The 15,350-nt window shown below is 43.0% G+C and carries 13 protein-coding genes and 2 pseudogenes; 10 read left to right on the forward strand and 5 right to left on the reverse strand.

Annotated elements, in window-relative coordinates; all coding sequences use genetic code 11:
• Positions 1–4 precede the first annotated feature (4 nt).
• Positions 5–586, reverse strand: a complete 582-nt coding sequence (locus DRB05_RS07550) for an aminodeoxychorismate/anthranilate synthase component II (protein WP_010378569.1) — start codon at positions 584–586, stop codon at positions 5–7.
• Positions 579–2,156, reverse strand: a complete 1,578-nt coding sequence (locus DRB05_RS07555; RefSeq protein ID WP_128726392.1) for an anthranilate synthase component 1 — start codon at positions 2,154–2,156, stop codon at positions 579–581. Before DRB05_RS07555 ends, DRB05_RS07550 begins: the two co-directional genes overlap by 8 nt.
• A gap of 436 nt (positions 2,157–2,592) precedes the next feature.
• Here DRB05_RS07555 and DRB05_RS07560 point away from each other — a divergent pair, with 436 nt between their 5' ends.
• The 6 genes from DRB05_RS07560 (at position 2,593) to DRB05_RS07585 (ending at position 6,846) form a co-directional block, all read left to right on the forward strand.
• Complete coding sequence (locus tag DRB05_RS07560; RefSeq protein WP_128726393.1) at positions 2,593–3,438, forward strand: PHP domain-containing protein; 846 nt, start codon at positions 2,593–2,595, stop codon at positions 3,436–3,438.
• Positions 3,439–3,442: 4 nt separating this feature from the next.
• Positions 3,443–4,063 (forward strand): L-threonylcarbamoyladenylate synthase, encoded by a 621-nt coding sequence (locus tag DRB05_RS07565; RefSeq protein WP_010378577.1) that lies wholly within the window; start codon positions 3,443–3,445, stop codon positions 4,061–4,063.
• An 11-nt stretch (positions 4,064–4,074) separates the two neighbouring features.
• On the forward strand, positions 4,075–4,869 hold the full coding sequence (locus DRB05_RS07570) for a segregation/condensation protein A (RefSeq protein ID WP_128726394.1): 795 nt from the start codon (positions 4,075–4,077) through the stop codon (positions 4,867–4,869).
• A gap of 53 nt (positions 4,870–4,922) precedes the next feature.
• On the forward strand, positions 4,923–5,510 hold the full coding sequence (scpB, locus tag DRB05_RS07575) for an SMC-Scp complex subunit ScpB (RefSeq protein ID WP_128726395.1): 588 nt from the start codon (positions 4,923–4,925) through the stop codon (positions 5,508–5,510).
• Positions 5,507–6,367, forward strand: a complete 861-nt coding sequence (gene rluB / locus DRB05_RS07580) for a 23S rRNA pseudouridine(2605) synthase RluB (RefSeq protein WP_128726396.1) — start codon at positions 5,507–5,509, stop codon at positions 6,365–6,367. Before scpB ends, rluB begins: the two co-directional genes overlap by 4 nt.
• A gap of 65 nt (positions 6,368–6,432) precedes the next feature.
• Positions 6,433–6,846, forward strand: a complete 414-nt coding sequence (locus tag DRB05_RS07585) for a GFA family protein (RefSeq protein WP_128726397.1) — start codon at positions 6,433–6,435, stop codon at positions 6,844–6,846.
• A gap of 44 nt (positions 6,847–6,890) precedes the next feature.
• Here DRB05_RS07585 and DRB05_RS07590 read toward each other — a convergent pair whose 3' ends face one another.
• On the reverse strand, positions 6,891–7,634 hold the full coding sequence (locus DRB05_RS07590; RefSeq protein ID WP_010604961.1) for a YciK family oxidoreductase: 744 nt from the start codon (positions 7,632–7,634) through the stop codon (positions 6,891–6,893).
• A 196-nt stretch (positions 7,635–7,830) separates the two neighbouring features.
• Here DRB05_RS07590 and DRB05_RS07595 point away from each other — a divergent pair, with 196 nt between their 5' ends.
• Positions 7,831–10,269: a VolA/Pla-1 family phospholipase gene (locus tag DRB05_RS07595; protein ID WP_128726398.1), complete on the forward strand. Its 2,439-nt coding sequence runs from the start codon at positions 7,831–7,833 to the stop codon at positions 10,267–10,269.
• A gap of 102 nt (positions 10,270–10,371) precedes the next feature.
• On the forward strand, positions 10,372–11,397 hold the full coding sequence (gene sohB, locus DRB05_RS07600) for a protease SohB (RefSeq protein ID WP_128726399.1): 1,026 nt from the start codon (positions 10,372–10,374) through the stop codon (positions 11,395–11,397).
• A 208-nt stretch (positions 11,398–11,605) separates the two neighbouring features.
• Here sohB and DRB05_RS07605 read toward each other — a convergent pair whose 3' ends face one another.
• Complete coding sequence (locus tag DRB05_RS07605) at positions 11,606–12,901, reverse strand: dicarboxylate/amino acid:cation symporter (protein ID WP_128726400.1); 1,296 nt, start codon at positions 12,899–12,901, stop codon at positions 11,606–11,608.
• Between the two features lie 230 nt (positions 12,902–13,131).
• On the opposite strand from DRB05_RS07605, the pseudogene DRB05_RS07610 reads away from it, so the two are divergent.
• Positions 13,132–13,401, forward strand: a pseudogene (locus tag DRB05_RS07610) (transposase); the annotation flags it as partial.
• Positions 13,402–13,743: 342 nt separating this feature from the next.
• Complete coding sequence (locus tag DRB05_RS07615; protein WP_128726401.1) at positions 13,744–14,283, forward strand: hypothetical protein; 540 nt, start codon at positions 13,744–13,746, stop codon at positions 14,281–14,283.
• A 297-nt stretch (positions 14,284–14,580) separates the two neighbouring features.
• Here DRB05_RS07615 and DRB05_RS07620 read toward each other — a convergent pair.
• Positions 14,581–15,057, reverse strand: a pseudogene (locus DRB05_RS07620) (transposase); the annotation flags it as partial.
• Positions 15,058–15,350 lie beyond the last annotated feature (293 nt).

The following is a 15,350-nucleotide window of genomic DNA, read 5'->3' on the forward strand; positions in this document are numbered from 1 at the left end:
TCTCCTAAGCGCTAAGGTACGCGATACTTTGTTGTAATAGCTGAGCGCCATTGGGGGTCAATATTGATTCTGGGTGAAATTGATAGCCAATCACTTTGTGTTCACTGTGATAGATAGCCATCGGAATGGCCTGATATCTCGCGATCACTTGCAGTGCTGGTGGTACGCTTGTTGCCATTAGAGAGTGATAACGCGCAACAGGGAATTGCGTCCCAAGTCCGGCAAATACCGGATGCTCATCCGCTTCAATGATAGAAGATTTGCCATGTACCGTCTCACCCGCTTTGCCAACTTCACCACCATAACTTTGGGTTAGGGCTTGTTGACCGAGGCAAATTCCAAGCATGGGGAATTTACCTTTACATAGCTCAATTAACGCGAGCAAACAGCCTGCTTCCGATGGCGCGCCAGGTCCGGGTGATAAAACTAAGATCACAGGATCAACCTCTGCACACATTTTATTGAAAATGGTTTCGGCAGAGATATTGTTACGATAAACGACCAAGTCGAGTCCTAGCAGGCTAAGCTCATCCACAAGGTTATAACTGAAAGAATCAAAATTATCTAAAAAGTATACCTTAGTCATGGTTTGCTCCTTCATACGTGGACTGTACTGCTTTAATCACTGCCATGGCTTTAGCTTTGGTTTCATTTGCTTCACTTTGTGGATTTGAATCAAACACGACACCTGCACCCGCTTGCACGTAAGCAACGTTATCTTTTACAAACGCGGAGCGAATGACGATGCAGCTGTCCATCGCGCCATTACCCATTAAATAACCCACCGCGCCGCCGTAACTACCACGACGCTGCTTTTCTGTATGGCGAACAAGTTCTGCGGCTTTAACTTTTGGTGCGCCGACGAGAGTGCCCATATTCATACAAGCCTGATAAGCGTGGAGGGCATCTAAATCCGGCTTTAATTGGCCTACGACGCGCGATACTAAATGCATGACTTGTGAGTAGCGGTCCACTTTCAATAATTCTTTTGCGTGTCGAGTACCTGCAATACTGATCCGTGCGACATCGTTACGGGCAAGGTCAACCAACATAAGGTGCTCAGCACGCTCTTTTTGATCGTTGCGCAGCTCAAGTTCAATGCGGCTATCTAAATCTGGATTGATACTGCCATCAGCAAACTTACCTCGTGGTCTCGTCCCCGCGATGGGATAGACCTCAACTTGGTTACTCTGTTCACAATATTTGAGTGCCGACTCTGGAGATGCGCCAAATAACACAAAGCGCTCATCCTTCATATAAAACATGTAAGGACTGGGGTTTTGTAGTTTAAGCTGTTTATAGGCGGCGAGTGAGTTGTGGCAAGGAAGTGAAAAAGTGCGAGAGGGAACGACTTGGAAAATGTCACCGTTGATAATGTTGGTTTTCAACTTTTCAACGTGTTGACAATATTCGTCGTCACTCACATTGACTTTGACGTCTGCGCCGCCACTTTGTGGCTCAAACTGAAATTCAGTGATTTGGTCACATTGACTGTTTAGCTCTTCTAGTTGTTTGCCTACTTCAAAACAATTGGCGTGAACCTCAGGGCCATTGAAAACATTACCAATGAGCTCAGTAGCTCGTGCTTGATGATCGATCACAACTAAGGTTTCAGCCAGATAGAAAACATAGTCAGGACAGTCGTTGTCTCCATCTGGTACTTCAGGAAGTTGCTCAAAGTTTGCCACCATATCATAGGCGAATACTCCACCTAAAAAGACGGAAAACGGCGTATCTGAGTTACGTTTAATTTCATTGATACAGGTTCTGAGCGCACTAAAGGCGTTATCCGCTTTTAGTTTTGTATGCTCATCAATGTTACTTTCCAATGCGTTGTACGTGAGCGTCAAAGTATTATCATTGAGGATCACGTCACAATTTGTGACCTTTTGCGCAAGGTACGGTAGCAACTGAGCACCATTGTTAGACAAGGCTTTGGCAATGACTTGGGCGCCATTACATTCGAATCGAATCGCACTATCCACAAGCACGATACTTTTCACATTGTCTTTAGACTCTATTTCTGCTGATTCGAGCAGTAACGAGTTTGTTTTGTTTAAACCTGCGTATAAAGACAGTGGGCTGGCAATATAATCGCGCCTTTGTCTTATACTGGTGACCTCACCTGGTGTGGTCGTTATATGACTAAAAATCAAACCTCATTCCTCTTAATTTCTAGATATTCTGTTTAGAAAATAAAAAACCCCCGAAAGCTGAGCTCTGCGGGGGTTATTGTTCAGACACAACAATACCGTCCCGCTAGGGCGTCCACCACCACCAAATTGTGTTTACTGTGATATTGTTGTTCATAAAAGCCTCTAAAAAGTATAAAAAAACCCGCGACATTGCGCGGGTTGATAAATCGTAGATATAACGAAACACACCCGCTTAGTTCGAGTGCCACCACCAAATGTTTTTTTGAATTTGTTTGTTCATTTGTGAATATTTCGTTGTTTAATCTAAATTAGCTACAGTAAACCCTATTCTTGCTACAAGTGTCAAGGGCAAATATCAGAAAATAACCTAAGGTCGTATCAGTTAACTTGTGATATAATCAAAACGTTGATAATTCATAGAGATAGTTAATACATTTTGATTAAATATGACCTCCACAGCCATACTACTTTTTCCGATGGCCGCTTAGCTGTTGATGAATTGCTTGAGCGAGCAACGGAAAAAGGCGTTGATATTCTTGCAATTACCGATCATGACACGATAGATGCGATCCAGCCTGCCCGTGACTACATTAGCCAAAATAATCTCACGTTAGAACTTATTAATGGCGTTGAAATTTCCACAAAGTGGGAAAGCTTTGAGATCCATATCGTTGGATTAAATTTTGATCCCGAGCATGAAGCATTAACAAGGTTGCTGCACGAACAGCAGCAAAAGCGAGAAGCCAGAGCAAAAGAGATCGGCGAGCGATTAGCCAAAAAGGGCTATGAGCATGTCTACGAAGATGCCCTTGCACTTGCCCAAACTGCGCAGATCACCAGAGCGCATTTTGCTCAAGTGCTGGTTGAGCGAGGTGTGGCTAAAAATGTACAAAGCGTTTTCAATAAATTTTTAGCACGTGGCAAGACTGGGTATGTGCCAAGTCAATGGTGCGATATACACACAGCGGTTGCTGCTATTCATGCCGCGGGTGGAGTAAGTGTGTTGGCGCATCCTGCTCGGTATAAGATGTCGAATAAGTGGCTAAGAAAGTTAATTGCTGAATTTAAAGCGGTTGGGGGAGCTGCAATGGAAGTTGCACAGCCGCAGCAAGCGCCTACTGAGCGCCAATTTTTGGGGCGACTAAGTCAAGAGTTTGAATTGTTAGCAAGCCAAGGGTCAGATTTCCACTTCCCAATGCCTTGGGTCGACCTTGGTCGTAACTTGTATTTACCTAAAGATTGTCAAGGAGTTTGGCGTCATTGGGGAGGCAAAGAGGAATAAGCTTATGAGTCAATTTTTTCATATTCACCCAGATAATCCGCAAACGCGTTTAATTCGCCAAGCGGCTGATATTATTGAGCAAGGTGGGGTGGTGGTGTTTCCAACCGACTCCGGCTATGCCATTGGTTGCAACCTCGGTAATAAGCAAGCTAAGGAGCGGATAGAGCGGATCCGCGGCATCGAAAAACACCATAACTTCACTCTTTTATGCCGCGATCTGTCGGAGCTTTCGACCTATGCTCGTGTCGATAATCAAATGTTTAGGATGATTAAAAATAATACGCCCGGCCCGTACACGTTTATCTTTAAAGGGACGAAAGAAGTTCCTCGCCGTTTGCTCAATGAGAAGAAAAAAACCATCGGGATCCGTGTTACTGATAACCCAATTACCTGCGCATTGTTGGAAGCACTAGGTGAACCTTTGATGTCATGCTCTTTGATTTTGCCAGGAGAGCAGTTTACTGAGTCTGACCCCGATGATATCCGCATGCGTCTTGAGAAGCACGTAGACTTGATCATTCATGGTGGCTATTTAATCGAGCAAGCAACCACCGTTATTGATATGTCTGAAGATACCATTGAAATTTTGCGTCGTGGCTGTGGTGATACGTCGCCTTTTGAATAACGCATGTTGAGATGACAGAAGCACTCCAACAGAAATTACCGCTAGCTTTTTTACACGGTGAAGCGGTAATTGAAAAGCCGGAAGATCTTTATATTCCCCCCGAAGCCCTAGAAGTTATCTTAGAGACCTTTGAAGGCCCGTTGGACTTACTGCTTTATCTTATTAAAAGACATAAATTAGATATTCTAGAATTACCGATTTTTAGTATTACTCAGCAGTATGTTCAGTACGTTGAAATGATGAAGGACATGCAGCTCGAACTTGCGGGTGAATACTTGGTGATGGCAGCTTTGCTGGCACAAATAAAATCAAGAATGCTACTACCAAAACACGAAGAGTTAGAGGAAGAGGAAGATCCCAGAGCTGAGCTGGTGAGACGCTTGCAGGAATACGAGCAATTTAAGCAAGCCGCTGAAAACTTAGATGAGATCCCTCGTGTTGAGCGTGATATCTTTGTCGCTCATGCATTGGTAGACAGTAGTACCGACTCTGAGCCAGAATTCCCAGACATTGAACTGAGGGAATTACTTTTGGCGCTGTCGGAAGTGATGGCCCGAGCCAAGACCTTTGAGCACCATCATATATCCGCTGAAGTACTTTCAACCCGAGAGCGTATGAGCTTTATATTGCAATTGCTACGAGAACAGAATAAGCCGGTAGAATTTGCGCGATTTTTTACCTTGGACGAAGGGCGCAGTGGTGTGGTGGTTACTTTTATTGCCATGCTCGAACTCATTAAGGAGCAATTGGTTGACTATATTCAGTCAGCAACGGCAGCGTCGATTTACCTGCATTTAAAAGGCTAGGGGATGGCTGCAGCCTCTGCTATACTCCGCATTTTTATCTTCAAGCATAAAATATGAAAAGACGCGTTAGCGATGAACAACTGGTTGAATTGGTTGAAGCAGCAATTTTCGTTTCTGATAAGCCGTTATCTAAAAAGCGCTTAAAAGAAACCGTGCTGGAAGATATCAGTGTGTCATCACCGCGTATTGATCAGGCACTGGAAACACTGGTAAATCATTATCAAACTCGCGGCGTAAGGCTGGTTGAAGTTGGTACCGGATACCGGTTTCAAGCTTGCCCGAGCTTGAGCCCTTGGCTAAGTAAACTGTGGCAGGAAAAAGCACCAAAATACTCACGTGCTACACTTGAGACTTTGGCATTGATTGCTTACCGACAACCAATCACTCGAGGCGAAATAGAGCAAGTGCGCGGGGTCACCGTGAGTTCTAATATTATCAAAAGCTTGATAGATCGCGAGTGGATAAAAGTGGTGGGTTATAAAGAGGTACCGGGCAAACCAGCATTGTATGCAACGACAAAACAATTTTTAGATTACTTCTCATTATCTGGTCTTGGGGAATTACCTCGGTTACCTGATCAACATAATGAGAAAATAGAACAGTTATTAAACGATCCTTCTGTGAGAGAACCATCTGAATGAGTGAAAAACTACAAAAAGTATTGGCAAGAGCTGGCGTTGGCTCAAGACGCGAAATGGAAAAGTATATTGAGTCTAACCGCGTAAGTGTAGATGGAAAAGTTGCCAAGCTAGGAGACCGAGTGGAAGAGACTTCGGTGATCCGTGTAGATGGACATATTGTTAAAATAGAACAGCAAGAAGAGCGCATCTGTCGCGTACTTATGTACCATAAGCCTGAAGGTGAGCTATGTACTCGTCGCGACCCTCAAGGTCGTCGCACTGTATTCGATAGGCTACCTAAGTTAGATGGTGACCGTTGGATAGCAATTGGGCGATTAGATATCAATACATCAGGCCTATTGCTTTTTACCAATGATGGTGAGCTAGCTAATCGCTTGATGCATCCAAAATACGAAGTCGAACGTGAATATTCTGCTCGGGTATTTGGTGAAGTAACAAACCAAACGTTGCGTACATTAACCAAAGGCGTTGAGCTAGAAGACGGTCCCGCAAAATTCCTTAAGATTAAGCCACTTGGTGGTGAAGGTCTGAATAAGTGGTTCAACGTAACACTGACGGAAGGGCGTAATCGTGAAGTCAGGCGTCTTTGGCAGTCACAAGGTGTTGAAGTGTCGCGCTTGATCCGTATCCGTTATGGTAAATTAGAGCTTAACAAGCGTTTGCCACAAGGTGGATGGGAAGAATTAAAATTAGAAGATGTTAACTACTTACGCAAATCGGTGAGTATGAGAGCCGAGCAGCAAACTAAGTTGTCGGTCATGCCAGAAAAGCGTAAAGACAAGCGCGCGAAAATTAATAAGATCCGCAAAGCAGTGAAAAAGCATAATCAAAGGGTCAAAACCCCGAGAAGAAAGTAATTTAAGCTTTTCTAAAACACCACACCAGCCTAGCTGGTGTTTTTGTATTTGATAAGGAAATTCAAATGAAAGAGACGTTTGCTGGTAGTTGTCTGTGTGGTCAGGTTAAATATCTTGTAGAGGGCAACGCGCAGGGCTTTTATCTATGTCATTGTGAGTATTGTCAAAAAGACACTGGTTCCGCACATGCTGCGAATCTATTTTTTCAAAATGCAGTGCTAACTTGGCTTGCGGGCGAAAAGTTAATAACCCGCTTTACTTTACCGAATACTAAGCACGTTAAAGCCTTTTGTGCTCGTTGTGGCTCTGCATTACCAAACCAGCAGCCTGTTGGTTTAGTGGTACCAGCTGGTAGCTTAGATGATGCGCCGAGTCTTACGCCAACTGCACATCTATTTATCGCGAGTAAAGCGAAGTGGGATGAAAAATTAGAGCAAGTGCTGGCGTTTGAAACCTTGCCGAGAGATAAACTTAGGTAATATAGAAGGCTGCAATTGTGGATTTGCAGCCTTTAAAATACTAGTTAGTAGGTTTGGGCATCTAAAGATTGGCCATTAACCCCGATTGAGTCATCAGACATCAAGTACAGGTATGTTGGCATTAATTCTTCAGGTGTTTTTAGTTTATCTTTATCTTCACCTGGGAATGCTGATGCACGCATACTTGTTCTTGTCGCACCTGGATTAATGCAGTTGATGCGAATATTGGTTTTACCCACTTCTTCGGCCCAAGTTTGCATCATACCTTCGGTTGCGAATTTAGAAATTGCATACGCTCCCCAAAACTCACGACCTTTACGTCCTACACCCGATGAAGTAAAGACGATAGAAGCGTTAGGTGCTTTTCTCATTACTGGGAATAATGATTTAGTGATCACCGCTTGGGCTGTTACGTTTACCTTCATTATGTTTTCGAAGGTTGAAACGCAAAAGTGTTCCATTGGACCTAAAGAGCCTAAAATAGACGCATTATTTAGCAAGCCGTCAAGCTTACCAAATTGCTGCTCGATAGTGGCAGCCAAGTCTCGGAAGTGTTGTTTGGTTGCACCACGTAAATCTAAAGGTACAATTGCAGGCTGTGGGTAACCGGCGTTAACAATTTCATCATAAACGGCTTCTAGTTTACTGGTGGTTTTGCCCAATAAAATAACCGTTGCACCATATTTGGCGTAATTAATCGCCGCAACACGGCCGATGCCGTCGCCAGCACCTGTTACTAATATCGTTTTATTCGCAAGTGCGTTTTCAGGAGCTTGATAAGTCTGCATTCTGGACTCCAATTAAGATGTTTGGGTCATTTTATCACAATGCAGTAGCAAGTTAGCGAATTTATTGTAAATATGGCTGGCGAAATAACAAAGTTTGAGTTAAGTTTAACTGGTCTAATGTCTTATTAAAAATGCAATTACATAGATTTAACGAGAATTATCACAATAATAATAAGATTATGTCGGAGCCTATAAAATGAAAAAAATGCTACTCTCACTCGCAGTATCAGCAGCTCTTGCTGGCTGTGGAGGCGGTGAAACGTTAGAAGATGTAAAAAATGATACTACACCCGTTTCTCCAACGATTTCTGTTAAATTTGATCCATCAGGCGGTGTGATCTCAGTTCCAAACGATATCCTTTTATCCGGCACTCAAGACGGAACTCTAAACTTACCTGACGAAATGTTAGGAATGAAGGATGGTGAAGGTAATCCTCTGGTGACACGTGCAAGCTATGCAAACCCAAGTATTGTGGTTGGTGCCTTAGATGGTTGGTCAACACAAATGCCCTATGTTATCGACATGACGACACCGAATGGGTTGACATTAGATGCGCAAAGCGTCATGACTCCCGGCGCCGTACGAATTTTTGAAGTTGAAATGGGTGGACCATTACAAACTGACGAACAGTGTGCGCAGCTACCGTCAGGGATAGCATGTAAATTTGTTGCTGAATTGGAGTTTGGTCCCCAAGGCGATTTCGTAGCGATGACGAATGGAGCTGGAAATGGCATTGTAGTGGTTCCTGTCAAGCCGCTTAAACCAAGTACGACTTATATTACTGTTTTAACCCGCACTTTGAAGGACTCCAGCGGACAAAGTGTTGACCCATCATCGACGTATAGCTTATTGCGTCAAAACGCACCACTGGTGACCGATGCGCAAAAATCCTTGCAAGCAGTAATACAAAGTTATGAGGAAGCGGTTACCAAAGCTGGGGTAGATGGTACCGAAATTATTTACACTGCAGCTATGACTACACAATCAGCTGGTGCTGGTTTAGCTGCGACTAAAGCTTTACTTGCACAATCACTCGCAAAGAACGCTCCACCAGTAATCGCAGTTCCTGGTCAGGCACCGATGACGGTTGCTGACGCACTGGAAGGTAAAGTGCCAGCGGCTTTATTGCCTGCTTTCCAACAAATTAAATTAATGCGTGGTGTTATTCAACTTCCTCAGTATTTAGCGAAGCCAAAAACAGGTGGCATTGAAGCATTAGCAGATACCTACTGGCAAGCGTTATGCGACAGCCCAGTTACACTGGGTGGGTATGTTGCACAAGGTGGCCAATTACCCCAAGTAACAGAAGGAGATGATAAGCTTTGTGAGAGCTTCCCTGTGCCTGAAGGTGTGCCGAAATTTAGAAGTATTGGCGTGGATAAACAGCGTTTTATTACCCAATATAACCCAATTCCTAAGCAGCAATGGCTTGCTAATGTGCCTGTGCAAATTACATTTCCTGCTAACGATGCGGCGCGTCCAGAAAGCGGATGGCCAGTGGTTATTCTCCAACATGGGATCACCAGCAAGAAAGAAGATATGCTTGGCTTAACCTTGTCTCTTACGCAAGCAGGCTTTGCGACGGTAGCAATCGACCACCCGATGCACGGCGAGCGCGGCATTGATATTGACGGTGATGGCAACGACGAGTTTAATGCGTCGACGGGTAGTGTACTTTCTTACATGAATCTAACATCGTTGTTAGTTGCGCGTGATAACTTAAAGCAATCAGCTGCAGATTTAATGGGGTTACGTTTAGGCTTAAACTTTATTAATCAAGCATCTGGTGGCCAAGTTAACTTCAATACCCAGCAAGTTAGTTACCTAGGTCACTCACTTGGTTCAGTTGTAGGCCCAAGCTTCCTCGCTCAAACCAATGCGCCATTAAATCCAGCAATTGATGGCTTCTTTAAAGTTGAGTCAGCAGCACTTGCAAGTGGTGGTTCGGGCATTGCTAACTTCTTGATTGAGTCAAAATCATTTGGTCCGTTTGTACAAGGCTCCGTGTTGAGTTCTGCAGGTAATCTCGCATCGCAAGCGTTTAATGCCTATCTGCAAGAAGGCGCAGTTGCTGACTGTGGTACGTTTGCTGCGGATCAAAGCAAATATGTTTCTTGTGCATATGGAACGTTTAGAGCGAATTTAGAAGCGGCTGGAGACACCGCGACATTAGCACTGATTGATGGTACGGTGACGCAATTCGGTTTTGCAGCACAAACCGCATTAGATAGTGCAGATCCACTAAACTATGCAGCTTCCGTGAAAGTGCTACAAACGCCAGTATATATGAGTGTTGTTACGGGTGGTGTTGGTGGCAATGCAGCTGACCTGGTTATTCCTCCAACAACAGAGCGTAGCTTCTTGTCAGGTAGCTTACCACTTGCTGGTTTCATGGGCTTAATGCCAGCAAGTGAAACGCAAATGAGTCAAGACGGAACACCTGGAAGTTATGTGGTGAAGTTCTCTCAGGGCCATCACAGTTCAATCTTAACGACAGGCTTTGATGAAAAAGCCGGTGGCACAGCAGCAGGACACGCAGCGGCGTCAATTGAAATGCAAACACAAGTTGCAAGCTTCTTGAAGTCAAAGGGCTTGGTTTTACAAGTATCTAACCCAGATGTTGTTGCAAACTAAGACATTTTTCGAGACTATAAAAGGCCGCAGCTAGCGGCCTTTTTTATGTCCATTTTATATTGAAAAAATGGTCCCCTTTATGAGCTAAATGAGGAGAACGACTTGGCATTTTTTTTTGAATATGGGTTATTTCTAGCCAAGACAGTAACCATTATCTTTGGTATCGCAGTAGTCATTATTTTGATGGTGGGAGCAAGCTCAAAACCAAAATCGAAAAAGGGCGAAATTGAAGTTACCGATTTAAGCGACAGTCTGGCGCAGTCCAAAGAACAGTTTTTAGAACAAACCTTAGATAAAAAGGCGTTAAAGGCACGAAATAAAGCACAGTCTAAGGAGCAAAAAAGCAAAGGTAAAAACAAGGAAGACACCAAGAATGTATTCTATATCGAATTCAACGGCAGTATGGATGCTCATGAAGTCTCAGATCTACGCGAAGAGATAAATGCCATTCTTATGATCGCTGACAAGGCCACGGATCAAGTCATTGTCTCAGTTGAAAGTGGCGGTGGTGTCGTACACGGTTATGGACTTGGTGCATCGCAACTTTCGCGCATCAAGCAAGCGGGTATTCCACTGACGGTCTGTGTGGACAAGGTTGCTGCAAGTGGCGGATATATGATGGCCTGTGTCGCAGATAAGATTATTGCAGCACCATTTGCAATTATTGGTTCAATCGGCGTAATTGCGCAGATCCCCAACTTTAATCGTTTATTAAAAAAGAATAACGTTGATTTTGAAATGGTAACCGCTGGTGAGTATAAGCGTACACTCACCCTGTTTGGTGAGAATACGGATAAAGGAAGAGAAAAGTTTAAGGAGGAGATTGAAGAAACGCATGGTCTGTTCAAACACTTTGTCTCTGATAATCGCACCGAGCTTGATATTGAGAAAGTAGCGACTGGAGAACATTGGTTTGGTACACAAGCCTTAGAGCTTAAACTAGTCGATGAAATCTCAACCAGTGACGATTTACTCATGTCCCTAAATGAAAGTCACCAACTTTATAAGGTGGCTTATAAGACTAAAAAAGGCGTTGCTGAGAAGTTTGGTTTGCAACTGGGCAATGCTGTTGAGCGTTTTAGCATCAAAGCATTGTCTAAACTGAACCTATCAAAGTACTCCGCGTAATTTTTACTCCTGCGCTGGTGGGTGGTAGCTGGTTATCATCTATCAGCGCAGAAATACATCGACGAACAAAACATTGAGTTACGTGGTACGTAGTTTGCCATATTGCTGCTAGATTCGATAAAACCTTCATCAATAGTATCTGGCTCATTTACTTACTACAATTACAATCAAGTTTACTGGCAAGGCCAACAGCGAAGCTCTCATATTGTCATTGAACTGGTTTATCGAGTTTTATCAGACGCTCCATTACAACACATGCAGTTAGGTCTCCAGTAACATTAAGCACGGTTCGACACATATCTAATATCCTATCTACACCTAAGATAAGCGCAATACCTGCAGCGGGGATCCCAAAACTAGTTAACACTGAAGCCAAAATTACAATACCGACACCAGGGGTACTTGGGGAGCCAATGGATGCACCAACAGTGGTGAGTATCAGTAACATGATTTGACTATCGGTGAGGGTAATGCCAAAAACTTGAGTTAAAAATAGTGCTGCAACCACTTGATATAGCGCTGTGCCGTCCATGTTGATAGTGGCACCTAGAGGAATAATAAACTGGACAATGGGTTTTTTTACGGATAGCGACTGCTCAGCTGTGCGCATTGAGAGGGGCATTACTGCAGCTGAGCTAGAGGTTGAAAAGGCTAATAATTGTGCGCTTTTAATTGCCGATAAAAAGCGCCAAGGACTGATCTTTCCAGCGCTGCTGGCTAAAAACAGGTAGACAAACATAAGCAGTAATAACCCTAGCAACAAAGTCGCAACGTAAGCTGAGACACCTAGCAGGGCATCAACACCAATTCGAATAGTAATGTCACAAAGTAATCCAAATACCGCAAACGGAGCCAGCAGCATAGCCCAATTAACAATCTGTAAAGATAGCGTTTGTGCTGTTGTGGTGAGCTCTAGAAGCAGGGATTTTTGCTTTTGACTAAGTGTGGTGATAGCAATACCAATAAAAATGGCATACATCACAATAGCAAACATATCTTTATCTAGAGTAGATTGAGTAATATTTGATGGAATAATTGCCACCATGCGCTCAGGAATGCTTTTTAATTCAACTGTAGCTGTAACAGTTGTGGTATGTTGGCTATTGAGGTTATCAAGCAGCTGACTATCCACGTATTTCCCAGGCTCAACGTAGGAAGCAACGACCAAACCAATGATAACAGCAATAAAGGTGGTCATGACGAAATAGGGGAAGATCCTAAGTCCAACTTGCTTCAAAAATGCGGTGTCCTTGTTACCTGCAATGCCAAGAATGATAGATGAAAGTACCAGAGGGATCACAACCATCTGGATCAAAGCTAAAAATAGATTGCCGGGTAGTGCAACCCATTGTGCTATTTGTAGTGATAGCTCAGCACTAACCAGCCCGACCCCTTTGGGGGAGAGTAAAATACCCACGGTAATACCCAGTACCAAAGCCACAACAATTTGTAGCCATAGCATTTTCTTTTGTAAAAAATAACTAATGGAGTAGGTGGTTTTCATTCCTTTTCCTTGAAGCGGGGTGATTTGCACATCAGTGAGTAATTAGTAATAGCATATCAGGATAGATGCACAGATATGTTGATTGGTATCAAGTATAAAATTAGGTTAAACAGCCTATATTAACACCTCAATGATCTCGGATTCGGTAAAACGTGATTTTTTCATAGTTAGTGTCCTGCTTTAATGATTGCAGAAAACTACAATTATGCGTGTCATCATTTTATGATTAAGAATTCTTACGGTGTTATTTGCAGCATTTACTACCGAAGGGGTTTATGCATATTCGGCATTATGGTTTTTTAGCCAGTGCATGTCGCAAGCGAAAGTTAGCGCTGATAAGGTCGCAGGCGTCATGCACATACAGAGCAAAGCGGCCAAAGACAGAAAGCGTGACACTGATACCGTATTGGCCTTGTCAGCATTGTAAGGCAGGTACCTTGCGGCTAATTGGCGTATTCAAGTTAGATGCAACAACGGCCAAAGTAGAGCGAACGAGTTAGCAGCTCGATAGCTGATTAAAATCAATTAGTTAACCTATCTAATTGCTCAGGCTAGCGGCCTCTGAATGCGTAAAAAATATAATTGCTTATTAAGCCAAATTTAGGTGTAATGAATATATAACAAGCGCTGAGCGATGCAGGGAAAGCTTAATTAATAATAGATTAGCTGTTCAAACCAAATGATTTGGCTAATGTCTCTAAAAAGCAAATTCCCATAGCATAAACAATACCAACTCTGTCACATCGAGCGGGTAGCGGCTCAGTCCAATAAGCGATTATGCAATACAAACTGCGTGTCGCATAAATGCTAAAGTGTTAGGGCTCTAGAAGTTTCAATCAACTATGAAGTATCTAAATATACTAGTTTTATTATTTTTTATATCAGCATGTTCAGAAAAACCTGCTGATATGAACAACCAATTAAAATACGAAAAAGATGGGCTTTCATTTTCTTACCCTGCAAATTGGGAGGTCACTGAAGACTTTGTGAGCGAAGATGTTAGGTTTGTTTTTGTTGAGTCTCCTGGAGACGCAATCATTAAAATTGAAGTATATCCTACAGAGCAGTCATTCGAACTTAAAGAGTTCGTTGAGCTGGATGTTGAAGCTCTCATTAAAGAAACCCCCAGTATATTGGAGCTAGATAGTGATAATGAAATAAAAGAAGTTAAGACATCTATAAATGGAACTGAGTTTCATGGATTGAAATATGAATTTAATATCTCGGTTGTTAATATTGATGTACCTCATGTGTCAGAGTCTTACTCTTTTCCTTCGCATGAAAAAGTTGCATATTTGACTAATCAGGTGGCTAAAGAAGACCTTGGAAAAGTTAATGGTGGTTTCAAACAGGTTTTAGCTACCTTTAAAATAGAGCCCTAACAAAGTGAATCATTGATAGAATCATTGATGACACCTAGAATCATTGATGACACCCACTATTATTTGTACCTGTTCTGGCAGTACGAAAATAAGCGACACCCATTACTATTGATATTCAAGCTGGGGAAGTGAAGTAAAAAAGCATGTAAACACTCCAATAATTTTGGTCAAAAACGTTTATCGATAGGTTATTTTTAGCGCTCAAGCGTATCTCTACACTAAAACTGAGTTATCGCGCACGACTAAGCGCTGCAAATACGGCAGTAAGATATTCTAGAATTGAGAATGTGAATTTTGCTAAGCCAGCAAGCGCTCGCAGTTTGTTAGGTTTGTCCGTCGTCGTTTTTGCAGTGTTTCACAGTAAGCGGTTATTGTTCGCTCTCGACCAACAGCACCATGGAATACCCGAGAAAATTTCGTAGTGAGTTTTATCCAGTTCTCAGGCTCTATATTTAATCGAGTTAGAATAGGCTGAGACTCAAAGATATAGCCTCGCTTGTCGGCGCGAATACATTGGCCTGTGAGTTCAACCAACTCAATATAGAATTTGAGCTCGAAAGGCAGTCCTTTTGGCATGTGTTTTCGTGGGCTGCCAGCGAAGCGTAGTAGGCTTTTTGGCTGTTTACCTAATTTTGCATGGTCAATTCGCTTTTTGATGCTGGTGTAGTCTGAGGTTTCAGGCGTTGCTGCGATTTTGGCTCTAATGGGGTTTAAGTCTACGTAAGCGAGACAAGCAGTCAATGCAGCCTCGTCTAGTAATGCTTGGGATTTGAATAGTGAATCATTGATGACACCCATCATTGTTTGTATCTATGCTGGCAAAGTGAGATTAAAAAGTACGGAAACACTTAAAGAGTAGGGACAAAAGTGTTTTTAGATAGGGTGACCTTTGGCGGATAAGCGGATCGCTAAACTAAAATTGGATTATCGCGCACGACAACGCGCTGTAAATACAGGAGTAAGAAATTCTAGAATTGAGGATGTGAGTTCTGCTAAGCCAGCAAGCGCTCGCAGTTTGTTAGGTTTGTCCGTCGTCGTTTTTGCAGTGTTTCGCAGTAAGCGGTTAT

This window comes from Pseudoalteromonas sp. A757, from assembly GCF_004103285.1.
Lineage (GTDB): Bacteria > Pseudomonadota > Gammaproteobacteria > Enterobacterales > Alteromonadaceae > Pseudoalteromonas > Pseudoalteromonas galatheae.

Excerpts from the sequence above, each read along its gene's own strand:
- DRB05_RS07605 (WP_128726400.1), bottom strand. The coding sequence starts at position 12,901 with ATGAAAACCACCTACTCCATTAGTTATTTTTTACAAAAGAAAATGCTA.
- DRB05_RS07585 (WP_128726397.1), top strand. The coding sequence starts at position 6,433 with ATGAAAGAGACGTTTGCTGGTAGTTGTCTGTGTGGTCAGGTTAAATAT.
- DRB05_RS07590 (WP_010604961.1), bottom strand. The coding sequence starts at position 7,634 with ATGCAGACTTATCAAGCTCCTGAAAACGCACTTGCGAATAAAACGATA.
- scpB (WP_128726395.1), top strand. The coding sequence starts at position 4,923 with ATGAAAAGACGCGTTAGCGATGAACAACTGGTTGAATTGGTTGAAGCA.
- DRB05_RS07595 (WP_128726398.1), top strand. The coding sequence starts at position 7,831 with ATGAAAAAAATGCTACTCTCACTCGCAGTATCAGCAGCTCTTGCTGGC.
- DRB05_RS07570 (WP_128726394.1), top strand. The coding sequence starts at position 4,075 with ATGACAGAAGCACTCCAACAGAAATTACCGCTAGCTTTTTTACACGGT.
- DRB05_RS07550 (WP_010378569.1), bottom strand. The coding sequence starts at position 586 with ATGACTAAGGTATACTTTTTAGATAATTTTGATTCTTTCAGTTATAAC.
- rluB (WP_128726396.1), top strand. The coding sequence starts at position 5,507 with ATGAGTGAAAAACTACAAAAAGTATTGGCAAGAGCTGGCGTTGGCTCA.
- DRB05_RS07565 (WP_010378577.1), top strand. The coding sequence starts at position 3,443 with ATGAGTCAATTTTTTCATATTCACCCAGATAATCCGCAAACGCGTTTA.
- DRB05_RS07615 (WP_128726401.1), top strand. The coding sequence starts at position 13,744 with ATGAAGTATCTAAATATACTAGTTTTATTATTTTTTATATCAGCATGT.